Raw genomic sequence first — 17,965 nt, forward strand, 5'->3', positions numbered from 1 at the left:
GGCGTGCCGGCCAGGATGGGAATGCGGTAGCCTGCTGGTCTTGCGTAGTTCCGCATTGCGGAACTTTGTTCCGATGAGTTAGTATAGCGTAAAGATACCGGCCGGCAATAGTGTCGTGGGCCGGCCAGTCCCGGCGCCGGCCGAGGCCCATGCATGCGCTGTCTGCGGCATATGGTGAGATGCGGCGCCGGCCGAATGCTTGCGGGACCGTTCCAATCCGAGCGCAGGAGCGCCATCTTGTCCAACCGCCAATCCACCCCCGCCACCCTTGCCGCTGCCGAGCCGCCTGCGCGCGAAAGCGATCCCAACTTCGTCACCGCGCTGGCGCGCGGACTCGAGCTGCTGCGTTGTTTCCGCACCGGCGAGGCCATGCTGGGCAACCAGGACTTCGTGCGCCGCACCGGCCTGCCGAAGGCCACGGTCAGCCGCCTGGCGGGCACGCTGGTGCAGCTCGGCTACCTGCGCTACGACGACAGCCTGGGTAAGTACGCACTCGATGCCGGCGTGCTGGCGCTCGGCTACGCCTACCTGTCGGCGTCCGACGTGGTGGCGCTGGCGCGGCCGCACATGCTGGCCTTTGCGCAGGCCTACGGCGTGTCGGTGTCGCTCGGCAAGCGCGAGCGGCTGGAGGTGATCTACCTGGAGTCGATCCGCAATGATGCGGGCGTGATGCTGGGGCTGGGGGTGGGGTCGCGCTTGTCGCTGGTGTCCAGCTCGATGGGGCGCGCTTACCTGGCGGCCCTGCCGCAGGCGCGGCGCGAGCGGGTGCTGGCCGAGTTCGCGCAGGCCTTCCCGGAGCAATGGAAGCAGCAGGAGGCGCCGATGCGCGCCGCGCTGGCGCAGGCCGGGCAGGACGGCTACGCAGCCTCGTTCCGCGACTGGCATCCGGCCATCCACGCCTGCGCGGTGGCCTTCCGCCCGGTGGGGGAAAAGGAACTGCACATGCTGAGCTGCAGCGCTTCGTACGGGTCGGTGCCCGAGGCGTTGTTCCGCGATACCCTGGCGCCCGCGCTGCAGGCGCTGGCGGCCAGGTTGTCGGACCCGGCGGCCTGAGCCGGCGGGCCGTCGCGAGCGGAGCGTGTCTTACAGGTCGGTGCGCAGTTTCCAGAGCTCGGGGAACAGCACCACGTCGAGCATCCTGCGCAGGTAGCTGACGCCTTCGGTGCCGCCGGTACCGCGCTTGAAGCCGATCACGCGCTCGACCGTGGTCACATGGCGGAAGCGCCATTGGCGGAAGGCATCTTCGAGGTCGACGAATTTCTCGCCCAGTTCGTACAGTTCCCAGTGCGCGTCCGGCTTGCGGTAGACCTCGAGCCAGGCGGCCTCGACCGAGGCGTTGTAGGCGGTCGGCTGGGTCCAGTCGCGTTCCACGCAGTCCGCGTCGATGGCGAAGCCGCGCCGCGCCATCAGGCGCACCGCCTCGTCGTAGAGGGACGGCGTGTGCAGGGCCGTTTCCACCAGTGCCAGGTGTTCCGGACGGTGCGCGTGCGGCCGCAGCATGGCCGCGTTCTTGTTGCCGAGGATGAACTCGATCTCGCGGTACTGGTAGGACTGGAAGCCGGACGACATGCCGAGGTAGGGCCGCATCGCCGAATATTCCGGCGGCGTCATGGTGGCGAGCACGTTCCAGGCCTGCACCAGCTGGTCCATGATGCGCGACACGCGCGTCAGCATCTTGAACGCCGGCGGCAGCCGGTCTTCCTTCACGCAGTCGCGCGCGGCGCGCAGCTCGTGCAGCATCAGCTTCATCCACAGTTCCGTGGTCTGGTGCTGCACGATGAAAAGCATCTCGTTGTGGTCGGGCGAGAGCGGGTGCTGGGCGCTGAGGATCTGGTCCAGGCCCAGGTAGTCGCCGTAGCTCATGTCCTTGGCGAAGTCCATCTGCGCGCCGTGCCAGCCGTCGGCACCGCCCTGGCCGCCCTGGGCGGCCGCGCCCGACATCGGGCATCCCTTGTGCTGAGTCATGCTGCGCCTCCCTCAGGTCACCGTGCTGCGGATCTGGAAGCGGGCGTCGCGGTAGCTGCCGCTGTCGAGCACGTCGCGCAGCACCTCGACCGCGTCCCACACCTCGGTGAAGCTGGTGTAGAGCGGGGTGAAGCCGAAGCGCGCGATGCGCGGCTCGCGATAGTCGCCGATCACGCCGCGGTCGATCAGGTTGGCCATCACGGCATAGCCATCCGGGTGGGCGAAGCTGACCTGGCTGCCGCGGCGGCCGTGCTCGCGCGGCGTGATGAGTTCGAGCGGGTGGTGGCCGCAGCGCGTTTCCACCAGTGTAATGAACAGGTCGGTCAGTTGCAGCGACTTGGCGCGCAGCGCCTGCATGTCAGTCTGCGCGTAGATGTCCAGGCCGCACTCCACCAGCGCCATCGAGGTGATCGGCTGGGTGCCGCACAGGTAGCGCGCCACGCCGGAACGCGGACGGTAGCCGGGTTCCATGGCGAAGGGCGCGGCATGGCCCCACCAGCCCGACAGCGGCTGCCAGAAGGCATCGCGCAGCCCCGGCGCGACCCAGACGAAGGCCGGCGAGCCGGGGCCGCCGTTCAGGTACTTGTAGGTGCAGCCGATGGCGTAGTCGGCCCCGGCTGCGGCCAGGTCGACCGGCACCGCGCCGGCCGAATGGCACAGGTCCCACACCGCCAGCGCGCCCTTGGCATGGGCCAGCGCGGTCAGCCGGGCCATGTCCAGCATCTCGCCGGTCTTGTAGTTGACGTGGGTCACCATCAGCACGGCGGTGTCGGCGCCGAGCGCCGCCTCGATCTGCTCGGGCGAGTCCACCAGCTTGAGCGAGTAGCCCTGCTGCAGCAGGTCGGCCAGGCCCTGGGCGATGTAGAGATCGGTGGGGAAGTTGCTCGACTCGGAGACGATCACCTTGCGCGCGGGATCGCGCGAGGCCTGCACGCGCAGCGCCGCCGCCAGCACCTTGAACAGGTTGATCGAGGTGGTGTCGGTCACCACCACCTCGTCCTGGCCGGCACCGACCAGCGGCGCCAGCTTGTTGCCCAGCCGCTGCGGCAGTTCGAACCAGCCGGCGCTGTTCCAGCTGCGGATCAGGCCGTCGCCCCATTCGTCGGCCACCACCGCGGCGGCGCGTTCGGCCGCCGCGCGCGGACGCGCGCCGAGCGAGTTGCCGTCGAGGTAGATCACGCCTTCGGGCAGCGCGAACTGCTCGCGCAGGTGACGCAGCGTGTCGTCACGGTCGAGTGCGAGGCAATGCTCGCGGGTCAATGTGGTCATGGCAGGGACAGGTCTGGTCTGGCGGAACGGGCCGGTATCGGAGAGGGACGCGGCAGGGTTGGGCAGGGTTGGAAGGGGCCGCCGGGCGGCGGCGCAAAGGTGCGCTCAGCCGAGCGCGCGCAGCACCGCGCGCACCGGGCTGGCGTCGAGGCCGGCCAGGCGCAGCGGCAGCGCGATCAATTCGTAGTCGCCCTCGGGCACCGCATCGAGCAGCAGGCCTTCGAGAATGGCCATGCCGTGGCGGCGCACGGTACGGTGCGCATCCATGGTCTTGGACTCCTGCGGGTCGACCGAGGGCGTGTCGATGCCGACCAGGCGCACGCGGTGCGCGGCCAGCAGCTCGATGGTCTGCGGCGCGATGGCGCAGAAGCCGGGATCCCACTGCGCCAGCGGCGCGCTCCGGTAGCAGCGCAGCAGCACGCGCGGCGGCGTGCCGGTCAGCGCGTGCTCGATGTGGCGGGGCTCGACCAGGGGGGAGGCATCCAGGCAGTGGATGACGCGGCAGGGGCCCAGGTAGGGCTCCAGCGGCACCGCGCCGATCGGCGCGCCGTCGGCCGCGTAGTGCAGGGGGGCGTCGGCATGGGCACCGGTGTGCGGTGACAGCGTGATGCGGCCGACGTTGACCGGGCAGCCCGGGCCCATTTCCCAGGCCGGCTGCTGCTGGAACGGGGTGTCGCCGGGCCAGACGGGCGTGGCCGGCGAGAGCGGCGGGCTGATGTCCCAGAGCTGGCGGGAGGTGGCGTGGTCGGTCATGACGGTGGGTCGCCGCAGGGGCGCGCGCAGGCTGTCGATGTCGGCATGATAAGCAAAAATGCAGGCAAGATGCTTGCTATTTCCACTATGAATGCGATGTCCTATCGCATAGAATTCGAAATAACAGCGTCAAAATAGAATTTTCTGCGAATGCAACTCGACCCCACCGATCTGCGCATCCTCGCCTGCCTGCAGGAGAACGGCCGTATCAGCAACCAGGACCTCGCCGAGCGCGTGGCGCTGTCGCCTTCGGCCTGCCTGCGGCGCGTGCGCCTGCTGGAGGAGGGCGGGGTGATCGGCGGCTATCGCGCTTGGTTCGATGCCGAGCAGCTCGGCCTGGAGATCGAGGCGATCGTGCAGGTATCGATGCGCCACGACGTCGACGACTGGCACGACACCTTCAATGCCGCCGTGCAGTCCTGGCCCGAGGTGGTGTCCGCCTACATCATCACCGGCGACAGCAACTACATCTTGCGCGTGCAGGCGCGCAACCTGAAGCACTACTCGGATTTCATCGTCAACCGGCTGTACCGCACGCGTGGCGTGATGGACATCCGCTCCAATATCGTGCTGCAGCGGATCAAGACCGGCGGCTCGCCGCTGGATGTGCTGAAGGCCTGATGGTCCCGTTCCGCGAGGCGGCGGGTGGCAGGTGTCAGCGCCCGGTGTGCAGCGCGATCAGGCGGCGCAGGGTGTCCTTGAGCTGCTGTCCCTGCTGCGTGCCGAAGTCTTCCAGCACGGCGCGCTCATGGGCGGCGGCCTTGGCCAGCAGCGGCCGCGCGCGCGCGCGGCCCGCCGCCGTGATCCACACCAGGGCGGTGCGGCGGTCGGTTTCGCCGCTGCGGCGCTCGACCAGGCCTTCGGCAGCCATGCGGTCGAGCAGCTTGGTCAGCGTGGGCTGTTTGTTCAGCGTGATCTGCGCCAGTTCGCCGACCGGGCAGCCGCTGCGGTCGGCCAGGGTCGCCAGCACCCGCCATTCGGCCACGCTCAGCCCGGCCGCTTCCACCTGGCGGTGGAATTCCCCCGACACCAGGTGGCTGGCGCGCGCCAGCAAGTAGGCCAGGTAGCCGTCGACGAAGGGCTCGCGGGCGTCGTCCGCCATGGCCGGGCCGGCTCAGTCGCCGAGCGGGGAGGTGGTGGAGAAGGCGCCGCCGTGGAACACCAGGGGGTGCCCGCCGCTGCCCGGCACGCCGCAGCGTTCCACTTCGCCGACGAAGATGATGTGGTCGCCCTCGTCGTAGCGGCTGCGGTTATGGCATTCGAACCAGGCCAGGGCATTGGCCAGCACGGGCAGTCCGGTCTCGGACAGGCGGTAGTCGACGCCGGCGAAACGGTCGCCTTTGAGCGTGGCGAAGCGCTGGCACAGGTCGAGCTGGGAGGCCGACAGCACATTGATGATGTAGTGCGAACCGTCGCGGAACATCGGCAGGCTGTTGGCGGTGGTGGCCATGCTCCACAGCACCAGGGGCGGGTCCATCGAGACCGAGTTGAACGAGCTCGCGGTGATGCCGACGAAGGGCGTGCCGGCGCCGGATGCCGCGCGCGTGGTGATGATCGTCACCCCGGTGGCGAACTGGGACAGGGCGCGGCGGAAGTGCTTGGCGTCGAAGTCGGGAGAGGCGGCGCGGCCGGCGTGGCGGGGGGCGTGCGGCTCGGGCTCAGGCATGCCCATGTCTCGGGCTCCACTGGAATCCATGAAATTTCATATATTATTTGCGCCAGGGCCAGGAATCACAAGCACAAGCTAAGCACACGCCAAGGCGCTGGCCGCCCGCCATCGGTGGGATCGCGCACACAAGGCAGGAGGAGATGACATGCTCGTCGAGCAGATCGAACACCGCTGGCTGGCGGCGTTCCGGCGTACCCTTGAACTTTGCGGCCTGACCGGCACGGAGGTCGTGGGCATTGTAACGGAGTCCCAATCCCGGCGCGTCAACGTGGAATTGGCCGAGCTGGCGGTGCAGTCGCTTGGCGCCACGCCGGTGCGGATCCAGGTGCCGACGCCGGCACTGAGCGCGCCGGCACCGGTGCGCTCCACCGGCGCGAGCGACGCGCTGCAGCAACTGGCACCGGTGGTGGCCGCCCTGTCGCGCTGCCACCTGGTGCTGGACTGTACCGTCGAAGGCCTGCTGCACGCGCCCGAACTGCCGCACATCCTGCGCGGGGCCGATGGCGTGGTGCCGCGCCTGCTGATGATCAGCAACGAGCACCCCGAGATCCTGGAGCGCTGCCTGCCCGACCCGGCGCTGGAAGGCAGCGTGCGCGCCGCCATGAAACGGCTGCGCGGCGCGCGCGAGATGCGCGTCCACAGCGCCGCCGGCACCGAGCTGCGCATCGGGCTGGGCGAGGCACGCGTGGGCGGCGTCTGGGGCTACTGCAACAAACCCGGGCAGGTCGCGCACTGGCCAGGCGGCCTGTGCCTGGCCTTCCCGGCACGCGGCCAGGTCAACGGCACCCTGGTGCTGGCGCCGGGCGATGTCAACCTGACCTTCAAGACCTATCTGCGCGATACCGTGGTCTGTCATATCGAGGATGACTACATCCTCGCCATCGAGGGCCAGGGCGTGGATGCCGACATGATGCGTGGCTATTACGACGCCTGGGCGCAGCGCGAGGGCAACCGCGACGCCTACGCCGTCTCGCACGTGGGCTGGGGCCTGAATCCGGCCGCGCGCTGGGACGCCATGACCTTCTACGACAAGCGCGACTGCAACGGTACCGAGCTGCGCGCCTTCGCCGGCAATTTCCTCTATTCGACCGGCGCCAACGAGGTGGCCGGGCGGCATACCCTGGGACACTTCGACCTGCCGCTGCGCCATTGCACCATCACGCTGGACGGGCACCCCGAGGTCGAGCAGGGCCGCCTGACGGAGGCCGCCGCATGAGCCCGGCGCCATCCACGCCGGCCGGCGCGCCGGCACGCCGCCTCCATGCCAACGGCATCGCCACGCTGGAGCAGGGCGAGGGCACCGTGACCGTGGTCCTGCTGCACGGCATCGGCGGCGGCAAGGCCGCCTGGCCCGAGCAGCTCGCCGCGCTGGCCCGGGCCGGCTACCGTGCGCTGGCCTGGGACATGCCCGGCTACGGCGACAGCGCCCTCATCGACCCCTACGACTTCGACGGGCTCGCCGCCGCCCTGGCGCCGCTGCTGCAGGCCGAGCGTGCGGCCGGCCGGCGCGTGGTGCTGCTCGGCCACAGCATGGGCGGCATGGTGGCGCAGCAGGCCTGCGCCGCCACGCCGGCGCTGATCGACGGCATGGTGCTGTCAGGCACCTCGCCCGCCTTCGGCAAGCCCGGCGGCGACTGGCAGCGCGACTTCGTCGCCGCGCGCACCGCGCCCCTGGACGCCGGCCGCAGCATGGCCGAGATGGCGGCGGGGCTGGTGCGGGCCATGGTGGCACCGGATGCGCCGCCGGACGGGGTGGCGTTCGCCACCGCCGTGATGGCCGCGGTGCCACCCGCTACCTACCGTGCCGCGCTTGGCGCGCTGGTGCGCTTCGACCAGCGCGAGGCGCTGGCACGCATCGCCGTGCCGGTGCTGGCGCTGGCCGGCGAGCACGACAACAATGCCGCGCCCGCGGTGATGGAGCGCATGGCGCAGCGCATTGCCGGTGCCGAGTACCACTGCCTGCCCGGCGTGGGCCATCTCGCCTGCATGGAGCAGCCGGCGCTGTTCAATGCGGCGGTGCTCGACTTCCTCGCGCGGCGCTTCCCTCCCGCCTGAGCGGCCTGCCTGGCCGGCTTGAGCGGCTGCATCCGCTGCCTTCCGGCGACTGCCCTGCGCTGGCAGGGCGTACACCTCACCCCGTGCCGGCCTTGCCGGCCACCACCAGAACTGGCGCCGGCCCTCGCCGGCGGCGCCTACAGGAGACCGCGACATGCCCTTGGATTTCACTCCCGCCGTCGGCGGCGCCGATTTCACCGAAGCGCAGGCGCGCCTGCTGGCGCTGGCCAATCGCCTCGGCCGCGAGTCCTTCGCGCCGCGCGCCGCGACCTGGGATCGCGAAGCCAGCTTTCCCTTCGCCAACTACGACGACTTGCGCGAGGCCGGCCTGCTGCGCCTGTGCGTGCCGCGCGCCTTCGGCGGCGAGGGCGCGGATTTCGCCACCTACTGCATGGTCGGTGCCGAGATCGGCCGCTTCTGCGGCGCCACCGCGCTGACCTACAACATGCACATCTGCTCAACGATGTGGACCGGCGTGCTGGCCGACGGCATCGGCATGACGCCCGGGCAGCGAGCCGAGCACGAGGCGCGCCGCGAGCTGCATTTCGCGCGCGTGGTGCGTGATGGCGCGATCTACGCCCAGCCCTTCTCCGAAGGCTCGGCCGCCGCTGCCGGCAAGGCACCGTTCGGCACCAGCGCGCGCAAGGTCGAGGGTGGCTGGGTGCTGAACGGGCGCAAGATCTTCGCTTCGCTGTCGGGCGCGGCGGACTATTACGGCATCCTCTGCACGGAAGACCGCGGCGACCAGCATCCCGACATGCGCGACACGCTCTACATCGCCGTGCCGGGCAGGGCCGAGGGCGTGAGCGTCACCGGCGAGTGGGATCCGCTGGGCATGCGCGGCACGGTATCGCGCACGCTGCTGCTCAAGGATGTGTTCGTGCCCGATGCCGAGCAGCTGATGCCGCGCGGCGTCTACCACAAGGCGGCGCAGACCTGGCCGGCGATGTTCTTCACGCTGGCGCCGACCTACCTCGGCGTGGCGCAGGCCGCCTACGACTTCACCGTGCAGTACCTGCGCGGCGAGGTGCCGGGCCAGCCGCCGGTCAAGCGGCGCATGTACCCGACCAAGCAGATCGCGGTGGCGCAGATGCGCATCCAGCTGGAAAACATGCGCTCGATCTTCTGGCGCGTCATCCACGAGGCGCGCCCCGATCCGTCCAAGGACGAGCGCCTGCGCCTGTACGCCGCGCAGTACACGGTGATGGAGGGCGCCAACGACATCGCGCGGCTGGCGATCCGCACCTGCGGCGGCCAGTCGATGCTCAAGGACCTGCCGCTCGAGCGCCTCTACCGCGACTCGCGCTGCGGCGCCCTGATGCTGCCCTGGACCGCCGAACTGGTGCTCGACCGCATGGGCCGCGAAACGCTGTACGAAGCCGGCGAGCGCGACGAATGAGCGCCGCCGTGAGCGCTTCCGCTGCCGCCGGCGGGGCCGGGCAGGCAGCCACCCTGGCCGAGGCGCTGCAGGCGCAGGCGCTGGCCGCGCCGCAGCGCCCGGCGCTGCATCATCGCGGCCAGACCTTGTCGTACGGCGCATTGTGGCAGCGGGCGCAGGCGGTGGCGGCCAGCCTCGCGCGCGATTGGGGCATAGGCCATGGCGACCGCGTCGCCACGCTGTGCCTGAACCACGAACGGCAGCTGGCCCTGCTCTTCGCCTGCGCGCGGCTGGGGGCCATCCTGGTGCCGCTGAATTACCGGCTGGCCGTGCCAGAACTGCAAGCGGTGGCGCAGCATGCGCAGCTTGCCGTGCTGTTCCACGACGACATGCATGCCGCGCAGGCGCGGGAGGTTGCGCAAGGCCTGTGCCGGCACGGGCCGCTCGGCGGGCTGGGCGAGGCGCTGCCGGATCCCGCGGCCGGCGGCTCGGGCGGCCCTGGTGGCGCCGTGGACGGTGCCACGCCGCTGCTGCTGGCCTACACCTCGGGCACCACCGGCCAGCCCAAGGGCGCGCTGCACACGCAGGCGGGCATGCTGGCCAACGCGCGCGCGAGCTGGTGGGCGCACGCCCTGCAGCCGCAGGACCACGTACTGTCGGTGCTGCCGCTGTTCCACGTCGGCGGCCTGTGCATCCAGACGCTGCCGGCGCTGCTGGCCGGCGCACAGGTCACGCTGCACGACCGCTTCACGCCGGAGGGCTGGCTGCAGGCGCTGGCGCTGCAGCGGCCGACCCTGGCCCTGATGGTGCCGGCCACCTTGCGCGCGGTGCTGGAGCATCCGGACTGGCCGGCGGCCGACCTGTCCTCGCTGCGCGGCGTGATGGCCGGTTCCTCGCCGATCCCGCTGTCCTATCTCGAGGCCTTCCACCGGCGCGGCGTGCCGCTCGGACAGGTCTATGGCGCCACCGAGACCGGCCCGGTGTCGGTAGCGCTGCGCCTGCCGCAGGCCATGGCACGCGCCGGCGCCGCAGGCTGGCCGCACGCCGGCGCCGAGGTGCGCCTGGTGACGCATGCCGGCGGCGAGGCCGAGCCGGGCGAGGTGGGCGAACTGTGGCTGCGCGGCGACAACCTGATGCAAGGCTACTGGCGCGAGCCCGCGCATCCCGACTTCGTCGACGGCTGGTTCCGCTCGGGCGACCTGGCGCGGCGCGATGCCGATGGCTGCCTGACGGTGGTGGGCCGCAGCAAGGACATGATCATTTCGGGCGGCGAGAACATCTATCCGGCCGAGATCGAGAATGCGCTGCTGGCCCTGCCAGGCGTGCAGGAGTGCGCGGTGGTGGGCCTGCCCGATCCGCGCTGGGGCGAGGTGCCGGTGGCCGCCATCGTGCCGGCACCGGACGCCGACCGCGAGGCGCTCGGCGGCGAGCGCCTGCGTGCCGCGCTGGATGGCCGCATCGCCCGCTTCAAGCTGCCGCGCGAGGCCGTGCTGCTGGACGCGCTGCCGCGCAGCGCGCTGGGCAAGGTGCTCAAGCCGCAACTGCTGGCGCTGCTGGCCCGACCGGCGCGGCCGCGCGGCTGATGCCTGACGCTGCGCGGGGCAAGCGGCTATGCTAGAGGCATTGCCAAGGGAGCGAAGTCTATGGAAAACGGACTGGAGATCGCCACGCTGGGTGGCGGCTGTTTTTGGTGCCTGGAGGCCGTGTACCAGCAGGTGCGTGGCGTCAAGGCGGTCGAGTCCGGCTACAGCGGCGGCCATCTGCGCCAGCCGAGCTACGAGGAGGTGTGCAGCGGTGACAGCGGACATGCGGAGGTGGTGCGCGTCAGCTTCGATCCGTCCGTGGTCACCTACCGCGAGATCCTCGAGATCTTCTTCGCCATCCATGACCCGACCACCTTGAACCGCCAGGGCAACGATGTCGGCACGCAGTACCGCTCGGTGATCTTCACCCATTCGCAGGCCCAGCGCGCCACCGCCGAGCATGTGCTCCACGAACTGGAGGCGGGCAAGGTGTTCGATGCTCCCATCGTGACCCAGGTCGAGCCCGAACAGCCGTACTGGCGTGCCGAGGAGGGCCACCAGAACTACTACCAGGACCATCCGGGGCAGGGCTATTGCGCCGTGGTGATCTCGCCCAAGCTGGCCAAGTTCCGCGCCCGCTTCGCCGAGTTGCTGCGGCGCTGAAGCGCCCGGCCGGGGCCGCCGTGTCCGGTAGCCCCGGCTTCAGCCCTGCCAGCGCGCGGCGATGGCTTCGGCCAGCCGGATACAGCTCAGCGGGGCCGAGCCCTCGGCCTTGTTGCTGACGATCACGTAGGCCGGCTGGCCGGCGCGCAGCGTGCGCACCACTACGTCCGCGATGGCCTCGCGCGTCGGCACATCTTCTTCCACCAGCTTGTCGAAGGGCGCGTAGATCGATTCCGCCAGCTCGTACGGCCGGCCGCCATGCAGCATCCAGCGCAGCACCAGCGGGCCGGGCCGGCCTTCGTCGAGCAGGGCCTGGGCCGCGGCCTGGCGTGCCACCGGCGGCAGGCGGTCGCGCGCCGACAGGCAGAAGCGCACGCCGCGCGCGCGCAGCAGCTTGATGTAGCGCGGCGTCAGCAGCGCGGCGTCGCGCAGCTCCACCGCGTAGCAGGCATGCGGCGTGAGGCTGGGGTCGAGCGGCGGCAAGGCCGAGAGGAAGGCGTCCAGGCGCGTCAGGAAGGCGCAAGCATCGTCGGCCATGGCTGCCAGCGGCGATAGCTGGAACAGCAGCGGGCCGCATTTCGCACCCAGCCCGGCGGTGGCCGGTTCGATGAAATCGCGGATCGCGCTGGCGCTGTCCAGGAAGGCGGCGTTGGCCAGCCGGCCCGCACCGTCGGGGCCGCGCAGCCAGGCGTCGCAGACGCTGGCCGGCGCCTTGACCAGGAAGCGGAAATGCTCGGGTACCTGCGCCGCGTAGGCCAGGTGGTCGGCCAGCGGGATGGGAGCGTAGAATCCGCGGTCGACGCCCGCCGCGCGCAGCAGCGGATGGTGCGAATAAGCGGCCAGCCCCTTGCGTGAAAGCAGGCTCTCGCTGTATTCGCCCTGGTAGACCAGCCCGTCCCAGCCGGGGTAGGACCACGTGGATGTCCCCAGGTGCAGGCCAGGCGGCAGGCGCGCGGCGAGCGCCGCCAGCGCCGGGTCGGGCGGCATCGGCAGCACCGCCTTGCCGCGTGCGGCGCGGGGCGGCGGGACGGGGGAGGGGATGGCCGGATCGGGGCCGGAAGGGGCGCCCGCCGCGCCGGGCGGCAGGTCGCCGAACAGGTCAGCGGTCAAATCGTCGGTCGGAGTCGCGTCCGTCGCGGGCGGGCCCGGCTCAGGACTTGTCGTACATATAGCGGCGCGACCACGGCAGCGTGGTGGCGGACCTGCCTGCCTTGCGGCACACCACCTGGAACAGCGCCATCTGGTCGGTCTCGAAGGCGTGCGCGCAGCCCGCCAGGTAGATGCGCCAGATGCGGTATTTCTTCTCGCCGACCATGGCGCGGATGGTTTCGCCCTGCTGCTCGAAGCGGTCCGCCCAGTTGTGCAGCGTTTTCATATAGTGCCGGCGCAGTCCCTCCACGTCCAGCGCCTCGAGGCCGCCCTTCTGCATGGTGGTCAGCACCAGGCCGATATGCGGCAGCTCGCCTTGCGGGAACACGTAACGGTCCATGAACTCGGAACCATCCATCGGCGAGGTACCGATGTCGGGGTCGGGCGAGGTGATGCCGTGGTTCATGGCGAAGCCATCGTCGGCCAGCAGCTCGCGGATGCGGCTGAAGTAGGCGATCAGGTTCTTCTTACCTACGTGCTCGAACATGCCGACGCTGGTGATGCGGTCGAAGGTGCCCCGGATGTCGCGGTAGTCCTGCAGGCGGATCTCGACGCGGTCCGCCAGGCCTGCTGCCTTGACGCGCTCCGTGGCCAGGTCGAACTGGTTCTGCGACAGGGTGATGCCGACGCAGCGTGCGCCGAATTTCTGCGCTGCGCGCAGTACCAGCGCGCCCCAGCCGCAGCCGATATCGAGCAGGGTCTGTCCCGGCTGCAGGCGGATCTTGGTCAGGATGTGGTCGATCTTCTGCAGCTGGGCGGTGGCGAGGTCTTCGTCGCCGCGCTCAAAGTAGGCGCAGGAATAGACCATGCCGGGATCCAGCCACAGCTTGTAGAAGTCGTTGGAGACGTCGTAGTGGTACTGGATCGACGCCTTGTCTTCCTGCTTGCTGTGCGTGAAGTGGTGCGCCACCTTGGCCAGCGCGCCGCCGGCGCGCCGGGTCGCCGCCGCGGACAACTGGTAGCCGACCGAGATGATGTCGGCCAGCTTGCCGTCGAGGTCGATCTTTTCCTGGACGTAGGCTTCGCCCAGGTTGTCCAGGCTCGGGGTCAGCAGGAAGGGCAGGGCGGCGGCCTCGCGCACGGTCAGGGTGACGGCCGGGCGCTCGAACCTGCCCAGCGCATATTCCATGCCGTTCCACAAGCGGAGTTGCACGGGAATGTCGGCATTCTCGCGCAGGTCGGAGATCCAGTGATCCAGTTGCTTGTCCAGCTGCTTGTCGAATGCTTGCTTGAAAAACATGCGGCCATCCTCCGGAGGGTTACGGCGCACTCCCCGCGACCACTGCCACGCGCGCAGGCACGAAACCCGCACGCCGCCGTGGGGTGTTGCCAACAAGTCGGTAAAGCAATATGGATGGCACTTTACGCCAATTCTTTTTCTTGTGCAGAGACCGCCCCAGCAACAATCCGGATCAACCCGATGCCCGCTCTCGGAAGGGAAGGCGCTCAGGGCGAAAGCCGCACGATATGCCAGCTGCCATCGTCCTGGCGCCGGTAGCCGATGCGGTCATGCAGGCGCGACGGGCGTCCCTGCCAGAATTCGATCCAGTTCGGCACCAGCCGGTAGCCGCCCCAGTGCGTGGGGCGCGGCGGGTTTTCGCCGAACTTCGCGCGGAAGTCGGCCTCGCGCTGTTCCAATACCTCGCGGCCGCTCACTTCCCGGCTTTGCTCGGACGCCCAGGCTCCCAGGCGCGAACCCAGCGGCCGGGTGGCGTAATAGGCATCGCTTTCGGCCTCGGTGACCTTCTCGACGCGGCCTTCCACGCGCACCTGGCGCTCCAGTTGCACCCAGTGGAAGAGCAGGGCCGCGCGCGGGTTGACGGCGAGGTCCAGGCCCTTGCGGCTTTCGTAGTTGGTGAAGAAGGTGAAACCCTGCTGGTCCAGGCCCTTGAGCAGCACGATGCGCGCGGACGGCTGTCCGTCGGCGTCGACCGTGGCCAGCGTCATGGCGTTCGGCTCCGGCAGTTTCGCGTTGATGGCTTCGTCGAACCAGCGCTGGAACTGCTGCATGGCATCGGCGGCCACATCGGTTTCGGAGAGCGCGCCCAGCACGTAGGTGCGGCGCAGGTCAGCAAGTTGAGTCATGTCGGATTCAATGGGAGATCGGCGCGGCGCCGGAGCCGGCAAGCGTGCCGGCCACATCCGCTCTTCGAGTATAGCGAAAGCACCGCGGGCGGATTTGCGCAGGCGCAAGTGCTGCGGGGGCCATTGGTGCGCGGCGGTGTCCGACAGCGGGAGCGATCTTGCCTAGCGGCATGGCATGCTCCGGTCAGCCGCCCTGGGTATACGTATCCGCCCGGCCTTGCCGGATCGGCGGGGGCGGCGCAGGCGGGTCTGCCCCCTTGTCCGGCCTGGGGTCGTGGCTGGGGCCAGACGCGGGGCGCGGTGGCACGGGGGTGCCCGGACGGTGCTGCAGCTCGCCCAGCAGCTTGCTGCATTGGCTGTCCTGCCTGGATGACAGCTCGGTCAGGGGCAGGATGGCCGTGGCCACCGGCGCCAGCACGGCGAGCGCGATGACGCTGCCGGCGCGCAGCGCCAGCACGCCGGCATCGGGGCTGACCGAGGGATGCTGGAAGGTGCCGCCGACGTAAAGCGGAGCGTTCAGCGAGAGGAGCCGCACGCCCTTGGCCTCGGGGCGCACCGTCAGGGCCAGTTTCTCGTCGCTGAGGTCGATGGCGCCGGTGGTGCGGATCACGGCGGCGTCGGTATCGAGCACGAAGGTGCGGGCGGTGGCAATGCCCTTGTCGAAGCCGAAATCGCTGACACCGCATCGGATGCGCACCGGCTTGTCGCCGAACAGCTTGGTCAGAACCACGCTGCCTACGTTCAGGCCCATCGCTTCCAGCAGGAACTTGCTGATGGTGCCATCCTCGACCAGCAGCCGGGCCTCGCCGTTGGCGCTGCCCAGCATGGCCGCCACGGAGTTGCCGCGCGCCCCCAGGCGCGCGCTGCCGTTGAGCTCGCCGAGGCTGGCCTTCATCGATTCGAAGGTAGGAAAGAGCTGCTTGAGTTTCAGGTGGCGTGCGGTCACGTCGATGTTGGCGGCCAGCGGCGCACGCTTGCCATCCAGCTTCAGTGTGGAAACCAGGCTGCCGCCGGCCACGCCGAAATCGAGCGGATCCAGGGTCACTACGCCATCGCGCAGCAGCAGGTGGCCGTGCAGGTCAGTGACAGGCAGCGCCTTGTCGCGCACGATGCGCTTGCCGGCGAAGGTCACGTCGGCATCGATGCTGTCCCAGCGCTCGGTGCGGAAGGGCGCCACCGGCAGGGCCTTGCCGGCCGGCTGCTTGACCGGGCTGTCTACCGCAGCCCTGCCCGGCTTGGCGTCGGCACCGATCAGCGGCGCCAGGTCGACCAGCCGCAACTCGGACGAAGCGACCTTGCCGGACAGCAGCGGGCGCGGCTCGTGCTGGGCGAAGGTAAGCGAGCCCGACAGGTCGCTGCCGCCGAGCCGCCCGCTGAAGTTCTCGTAGCGGTACACCGAAGCGCCAGTCTGCAGCGTGGCGCGCAGTCTCCCGCGCGTCTCGTAGGGCGGGGTCGTGGGCAGGGTGATGCCGGTCAGCGGATAGAGCCGGGCCAGGTTGTCGCCGCTCAACTGCAGCCGGACGTCGAGCGCTGCGAGGTGGGCCGGGTTGGTCAGGGTGCCTTCGAGGGCCACGCGCGTGTTACCGATGCGGACATCGGCCTGCAGCGGGAAGGGGGTGTCGCTGTCGCGCAGGCTGAGCACGCTGCCGGCCTTGCCGCTGCCGCTGATGGTGGCCTGGTTGTAGCGTCCGCTGGCTTTCCAGCGGATGCCGTAGGGCGAGTCCCCGGGCTCGGCGGCGGCCGCGCTGCTGCCGGCGGCGGAGGCGGCGGGCGGGGCCGCCGCCGCGGCGGATGAGGCGGCCGGGCCCGCCAGGGTGGCGGAGGCGCTCTGCGCGTCGCGCGCGCGGTCGCCGTACAGGCCGTCGTCGCCGATGGTGTCCACGGCGGCCTGCAGTTCGATCTTCTGCACCTTGTCCGACAGGGCCAGGTTGCCGCGCGTCAGCACCACCTCATCGACGTCCAGGCCCCAGTGCGGCGCGGTGCCGCCACCGCCGAGCGTGAAGGTCCAGTTGTTGCGCTGGTCGGCCAGGCGTTCGAGCCAGACCGTGGGGCTGTCCAGTACCAGGCGGGGAATTTCGATGCGGCGCGCCAGCAGCGGTAACGGACGCAGGACGAAGACCAGTTCGCCGATGCTGAGCAGGTTGGGCTCGCGCGCCCAGTCCGGGTTGCCGACGGTGATGTCGCGGGCCGACAGGCGTGGCCACGGCACCCAGGTGCGCCAGCCGATTTCGCCGACGGCGCTGCGCCAGGTCAGGACGAGGTCCCCGTTGATGGCGAAGGGCCGGCCGATGGCGTCGGACACCTTCTGGTTGAGCCAGGGCTTGAGGCGGTTCCAGTCGAAGGTGAGCAGCAGGATGACGATCAGGCCGACCAGCACCAGTGGTGTCAGCAGGCTCCAGGCGACAGCCTTGCGGCGCAGGGACATGGGGACGGACTCCTGGGCGGGGAACGGGCGCTCACCATGGTGTGGCGAGCAGGCCACGATTCCATCTATTGTATAGTTGCGCGCCGCCGGCGCCTGTCGGATTGCCTCCGATTCGCGCCTCGCGGCAAGATTTCCCTGTGATTCCAACACCTCTGCCATGTCCCAGTCCGCTCCCTCCCTGTCCTGGCCGAATACCGCCGGCGTGCCCGCGGACGATGACTGGGAGCGCCGCTTCGGTGGTGTGGCCCGCCTGTACGGCGATGCCGGCCTGGCACGGCTGCAGCAGGCCAGCGTGTGCGTGGTGGGCATCGGCGGCGTGGGCAGCTGGGCCGCCGAGGCGCTGGCGCGCAATGCGGTCGGGCGCATCACGCTGGTCGACCTGGATCACATCGCCCTGTCCAACACCAACCGCCAGATCCATGCCCTGGGCGACGCCTACGGCCGCGCCAAGGTGGAGGCGATGGCGGAGCGCATCCTGCAGATCAATCCGCGCTGCACGGTGCGGCAGGTCGACGATTTCGTCACCACGGACAACGTCGTGGAGCTGCTGGGCGCCGGCCACGACTACGTGATCGATGCCATCGACTCGGTGCGGGTCAAGATCGCCATGCTGGGCTGGGCGCGCCGCCAGGGCCTGCCGCTGATCACCTGCGGCGGCGCCGGCGGCCAGCTCGATCCCACGCGCGTGCGCATCGACGACCTGGCGCGCACCATCCAGGACCCGCTGCTGTCCAAGGTGCGAGCCGGCCTGCGCAAGCAATGGGGCTTCCCGCGCGACCCCAAGAAGAAGTTCGGGATCGCGGCGGTCTATTCCGACGAGCCGCTGCGCTATCCGGGGCCGCACGAGGCGGCCTGCGCGCCCGGCGAGGCGCCGCCCGTCGCGCAGGGCCCCCAGGGGCTGGCCTGCGCGGGCTTCGGCTCCTCGGTCGCGGTGACGGCGGTGTTCGGCTTCGTCGCGGCCTCGGCCGCGATCGGCGCCCTGGCCGACGGCAGCGTGCCGGTGGGCGGGGTCGTGGCGAATTAAGCGGCTA

At 70.2% G+C, this 17,965-nt stretch carries 17 protein-coding genes; 8 read left to right on the plus strand and 9 right to left on the minus strand.

Annotated elements, in window-relative coordinates; translation table 11 throughout:
- Positions 1–237 precede the first annotated feature (237 nt).
- The gene (locus BKK79_RS16310; RefSeq protein ID WP_071038075.1) at positions 238–1,053 is read left to right on the plus strand and encodes an IclR family transcriptional regulator; all 816 of its coding nucleotides are present in this window, start codon (positions 238–240) and stop codon (positions 1,051–1,053) included.
- A 30-nt stretch (positions 1,054–1,083) separates the two neighbouring features.
- Here the strand turns inward: BKK79_RS16310 and kynA are convergent, their stop codons facing one another.
- The 3 genes from kynA to kynB all read right to left on the minus strand — a co-directional run bounded on the left by kynA (position 1,084) and on the right by kynB (position 3,987).
- Complete coding sequence (gene kynA, locus BKK79_RS16315) at positions 1,084–1,965, minus strand: tryptophan 2,3-dioxygenase (protein WP_071014746.1); 882 nt, start codon at positions 1,963–1,965, stop codon at positions 1,084–1,086.
- Between the two features lie 12 nt (positions 1,966–1,977).
- A complete protein-coding gene (kynU, locus tag BKK79_RS16320; protein WP_071014745.1) occupies positions 1,978–3,234 on the minus strand; it encodes a kynureninase in 1,257 nt (418 codons plus the stop codon).
- Positions 3,235–3,339: 105 nt separating this feature from the next.
- Positions 3,340–3,987, minus strand: a complete 648-nt coding sequence (kynB, locus tag BKK79_RS16325; protein ID WP_071014742.1) for an arylformamidase — start codon at positions 3,985–3,987, stop codon at positions 3,340–3,342.
- A gap of 150 nt (positions 3,988–4,137) precedes the next feature.
- Here kynB and BKK79_RS16330 point away from each other — a divergent pair, with 150 nt between their 5' ends.
- Positions 4,138–4,608 carry an Lrp/AsnC family transcriptional regulator gene (locus BKK79_RS16330; RefSeq protein WP_071014740.1) on the plus strand — a complete coding sequence of 157 codons (471 nt, stop codon included), beginning with the start codon at positions 4,138–4,140 and terminating at the stop codon, positions 4,606–4,608.
- Between the two features lie 34 nt (positions 4,609–4,642).
- Here the strand turns inward: BKK79_RS16330 and BKK79_RS16335 are convergent, their stop codons facing one another.
- Both BKK79_RS16335 and BKK79_RS16340 read right to left on the minus strand, forming a co-directional pair.
- A complete protein-coding gene (locus BKK79_RS16335; RefSeq protein WP_071014737.1) occupies positions 4,643–5,089 on the minus strand; it encodes a MarR family winged helix-turn-helix transcriptional regulator in 447 nt (148 codons plus the stop codon).
- 12 nt (positions 5,090–5,101) lie between these two features.
- On the minus strand, positions 5,102–5,659 hold the full coding sequence (locus BKK79_RS16340) for a flavin reductase family protein (RefSeq protein ID WP_071014734.1): 558 nt from the start codon (positions 5,657–5,659) through the stop codon (positions 5,102–5,104).
- 142 nt (positions 5,660–5,801) lie between these two features.
- On the opposite strand from BKK79_RS16340, the gene BKK79_RS16345 reads away from it, so the two are divergent.
- The 5 genes from BKK79_RS16345 to msrA all read left to right on the plus strand — a co-directional run bounded on the left by BKK79_RS16345 (position 5,802) and on the right by msrA (position 11,275).
- On the plus strand, positions 5,802–6,872 hold the full coding sequence (locus tag BKK79_RS16345) for a peptidase M29 (RefSeq protein WP_071038076.1): 1,071 nt from the start codon (positions 5,802–5,804) through the stop codon (positions 6,870–6,872).
- Complete coding sequence (locus BKK79_RS16350; protein WP_071038077.1) at positions 6,869–7,711, plus strand: alpha/beta fold hydrolase; 843 nt, start codon at positions 6,869–6,871, stop codon at positions 7,709–7,711. Before BKK79_RS16345 ends, BKK79_RS16350 begins: the two co-directional genes overlap by 4 nt.
- A gap of 154 nt (positions 7,712–7,865) precedes the next feature.
- Positions 7,866–9,110 carry an acyl-CoA dehydrogenase family protein gene (locus BKK79_RS16355; RefSeq protein WP_071014727.1) on the plus strand — a complete coding sequence of 415 codons (1,245 nt, stop codon included), beginning with the start codon at positions 7,866–7,868 and terminating at the stop codon, positions 9,108–9,110.
- Positions 9,107–10,672 (plus strand): class I adenylate-forming enzyme family protein, encoded by a 1,566-nt coding sequence (locus BKK79_RS16360; protein WP_083384128.1) that lies wholly within the window; start codon positions 9,107–9,109, stop codon positions 10,670–10,672. The genes BKK79_RS16355 and BKK79_RS16360 overlap by 4 nt, the downstream gene beginning before the upstream one ends.
- 60 nt (positions 10,673–10,732) lie before the next feature.
- Positions 10,733–11,275, plus strand: coding sequence for a peptide-methionine (S)-S-oxide reductase MsrA (msrA, locus tag BKK79_RS16365; RefSeq protein WP_071014724.1), 543 nt, complete (start codon positions 10,733–10,735; stop codon positions 11,273–11,275).
- A gap of 39 nt (positions 11,276–11,314) precedes the next feature.
- On the opposite strand, the gene BKK79_RS16370 is transcribed toward msrA, so the two are convergent.
- The 4 genes from BKK79_RS16370 to BKK79_RS16385 all read right to left on the minus strand — a co-directional run bounded on the left by BKK79_RS16370 (position 11,315) and on the right by BKK79_RS16385 (position 16,934).
- On the minus strand, positions 11,315–12,385 hold the full coding sequence (locus tag BKK79_RS16370; protein WP_071038078.1) for a DUF72 domain-containing protein: 1,071 nt from the start codon (positions 12,383–12,385) through the stop codon (positions 11,315–11,317).
- A 40-nt stretch (positions 12,386–12,425) separates the two neighbouring features.
- Positions 12,426–13,664: an SAM-dependent methyltransferase gene (locus BKK79_RS16375; RefSeq protein WP_071014719.1), complete on the minus strand. Its 1,239-nt coding sequence runs from the start codon at positions 13,662–13,664 to the stop codon at positions 12,426–12,428.
- A gap of 206 nt (positions 13,665–13,870) precedes the next feature.
- Positions 13,871–14,509 (minus strand): pyridoxamine 5'-phosphate oxidase, encoded by a 639-nt coding sequence (pdxH, locus tag BKK79_RS16380; RefSeq protein ID WP_071014716.1) that lies wholly within the window; start codon positions 14,507–14,509, stop codon positions 13,871–13,873.
- A gap of 184 nt (positions 14,510–14,693) precedes the next feature.
- Positions 14,694–16,934 (minus strand): AsmA family protein, encoded by a 2,241-nt coding sequence (locus BKK79_RS16385; RefSeq protein ID WP_071014712.1) that lies wholly within the window; start codon positions 16,932–16,934, stop codon positions 14,694–14,696.
- Between the two features lie 157 nt (positions 16,935–17,091).
- Between BKK79_RS16385 and tcdA the strand changes: the two genes are divergently transcribed.
- Positions 17,092–17,958 (plus strand): tRNA cyclic N6-threonylcarbamoyladenosine(37) synthase TcdA, encoded by an 867-nt coding sequence (tcdA, locus tag BKK79_RS16390; RefSeq protein WP_071038079.1) that lies wholly within the window; start codon positions 17,092–17,094, stop codon positions 17,956–17,958.
- Positions 17,959–17,965 lie beyond the last annotated feature (7 nt).

The sequence above is a fragment of the Cupriavidus sp. USMAA2-4 genome (genome assembly GCF_001854305.1).
In the GTDB taxonomy this organism is placed as follows: domain Bacteria; phylum Pseudomonadota; class Gammaproteobacteria; order Burkholderiales; family Burkholderiaceae; genus Cupriavidus; species Cupriavidus malaysiensis.

What these genes read in the sequence shown, in the direction of transcription:
- kynA (WP_071014746.1), bottom strand. Translation starts at nt 1,965, where the DNA reads ATGACTCAGCACAAGGGATGCCCGATGTCGGGCGCGGCCGCCCAGGGC.
- kynU (WP_071014745.1), bottom strand. Translation starts at nt 3,234, where the DNA reads ATGACCACATTGACCCGCGAGCATTGCCTCGCACTCGACCGTGACGAC.
- kynB (WP_071014742.1), bottom strand. Translation starts at nt 3,987, where the DNA reads ATGACCGACCACGCCACCTCCCGCCAGCTCTGGGACATCAGCCCGCCG.
- BKK79_RS16330 (WP_071014740.1), top strand. Translation starts at nt 4,138, where the DNA reads ATGCAACTCGACCCCACCGATCTGCGCATCCTCGCCTGCCTGCAGGAG.
- BKK79_RS16335 (WP_071014737.1), bottom strand. Translation starts at nt 5,089, where the DNA reads ATGGCGGACGACGCCCGCGAGCCCTTCGTCGACGGCTACCTGGCCTAC.
- BKK79_RS16340 (WP_071014734.1), bottom strand. Translation starts at nt 5,659, where the DNA reads ATGGGCATGCCTGAGCCCGAGCCGCACGCCCCCCGCCACGCCGGCCGC.
- BKK79_RS16345 (WP_071038076.1), top strand. Translation starts at nt 5,802, where the DNA reads ATGCTCGTCGAGCAGATCGAACACCGCTGGCTGGCGGCGTTCCGGCGT.
- BKK79_RS16350 (WP_071038077.1), top strand. Translation starts at nt 6,869, where the DNA reads ATGAGCCCGGCGCCATCCACGCCGGCCGGCGCGCCGGCACGCCGCCTC.
- BKK79_RS16355 (WP_071014727.1), top strand. Translation starts at nt 7,866, where the DNA reads ATGCCCTTGGATTTCACTCCCGCCGTCGGCGGCGCCGATTTCACCGAA.
- BKK79_RS16360 (WP_083384128.1), top strand. Translation starts at nt 9,107, where the DNA reads ATGAGCGCCGCCGTGAGCGCTTCCGCTGCCGCCGGCGGGGCCGGGCAG.
- msrA (WP_071014724.1), top strand. Translation starts at nt 10,733, where the DNA reads ATGGAAAACGGACTGGAGATCGCCACGCTGGGTGGCGGCTGTTTTTGG.
- BKK79_RS16375 (WP_071014719.1), bottom strand. Translation starts at nt 13,664, where the DNA reads ATGTTTTTCAAGCAAGCATTCGACAAGCAGCTGGACAAGCAACTGGAT.
- pdxH (WP_071014716.1), bottom strand. Translation starts at nt 14,509, where the DNA reads ATGACTCAACTTGCTGACCTGCGCCGCACCTACGTGCTGGGCGCGCTC.
- BKK79_RS16385 (WP_071014712.1), bottom strand. Translation starts at nt 16,934, where the DNA reads ATGTCCCTGCGCCGCAAGGCTGTCGCCTGGAGCCTGCTGACACCACTG.
- tcdA (WP_071038079.1), top strand. Translation starts at nt 17,092, where the DNA reads ATGTCCCAGTCCGCTCCCTCCCTGTCCTGGCCGAATACCGCCGGCGTG.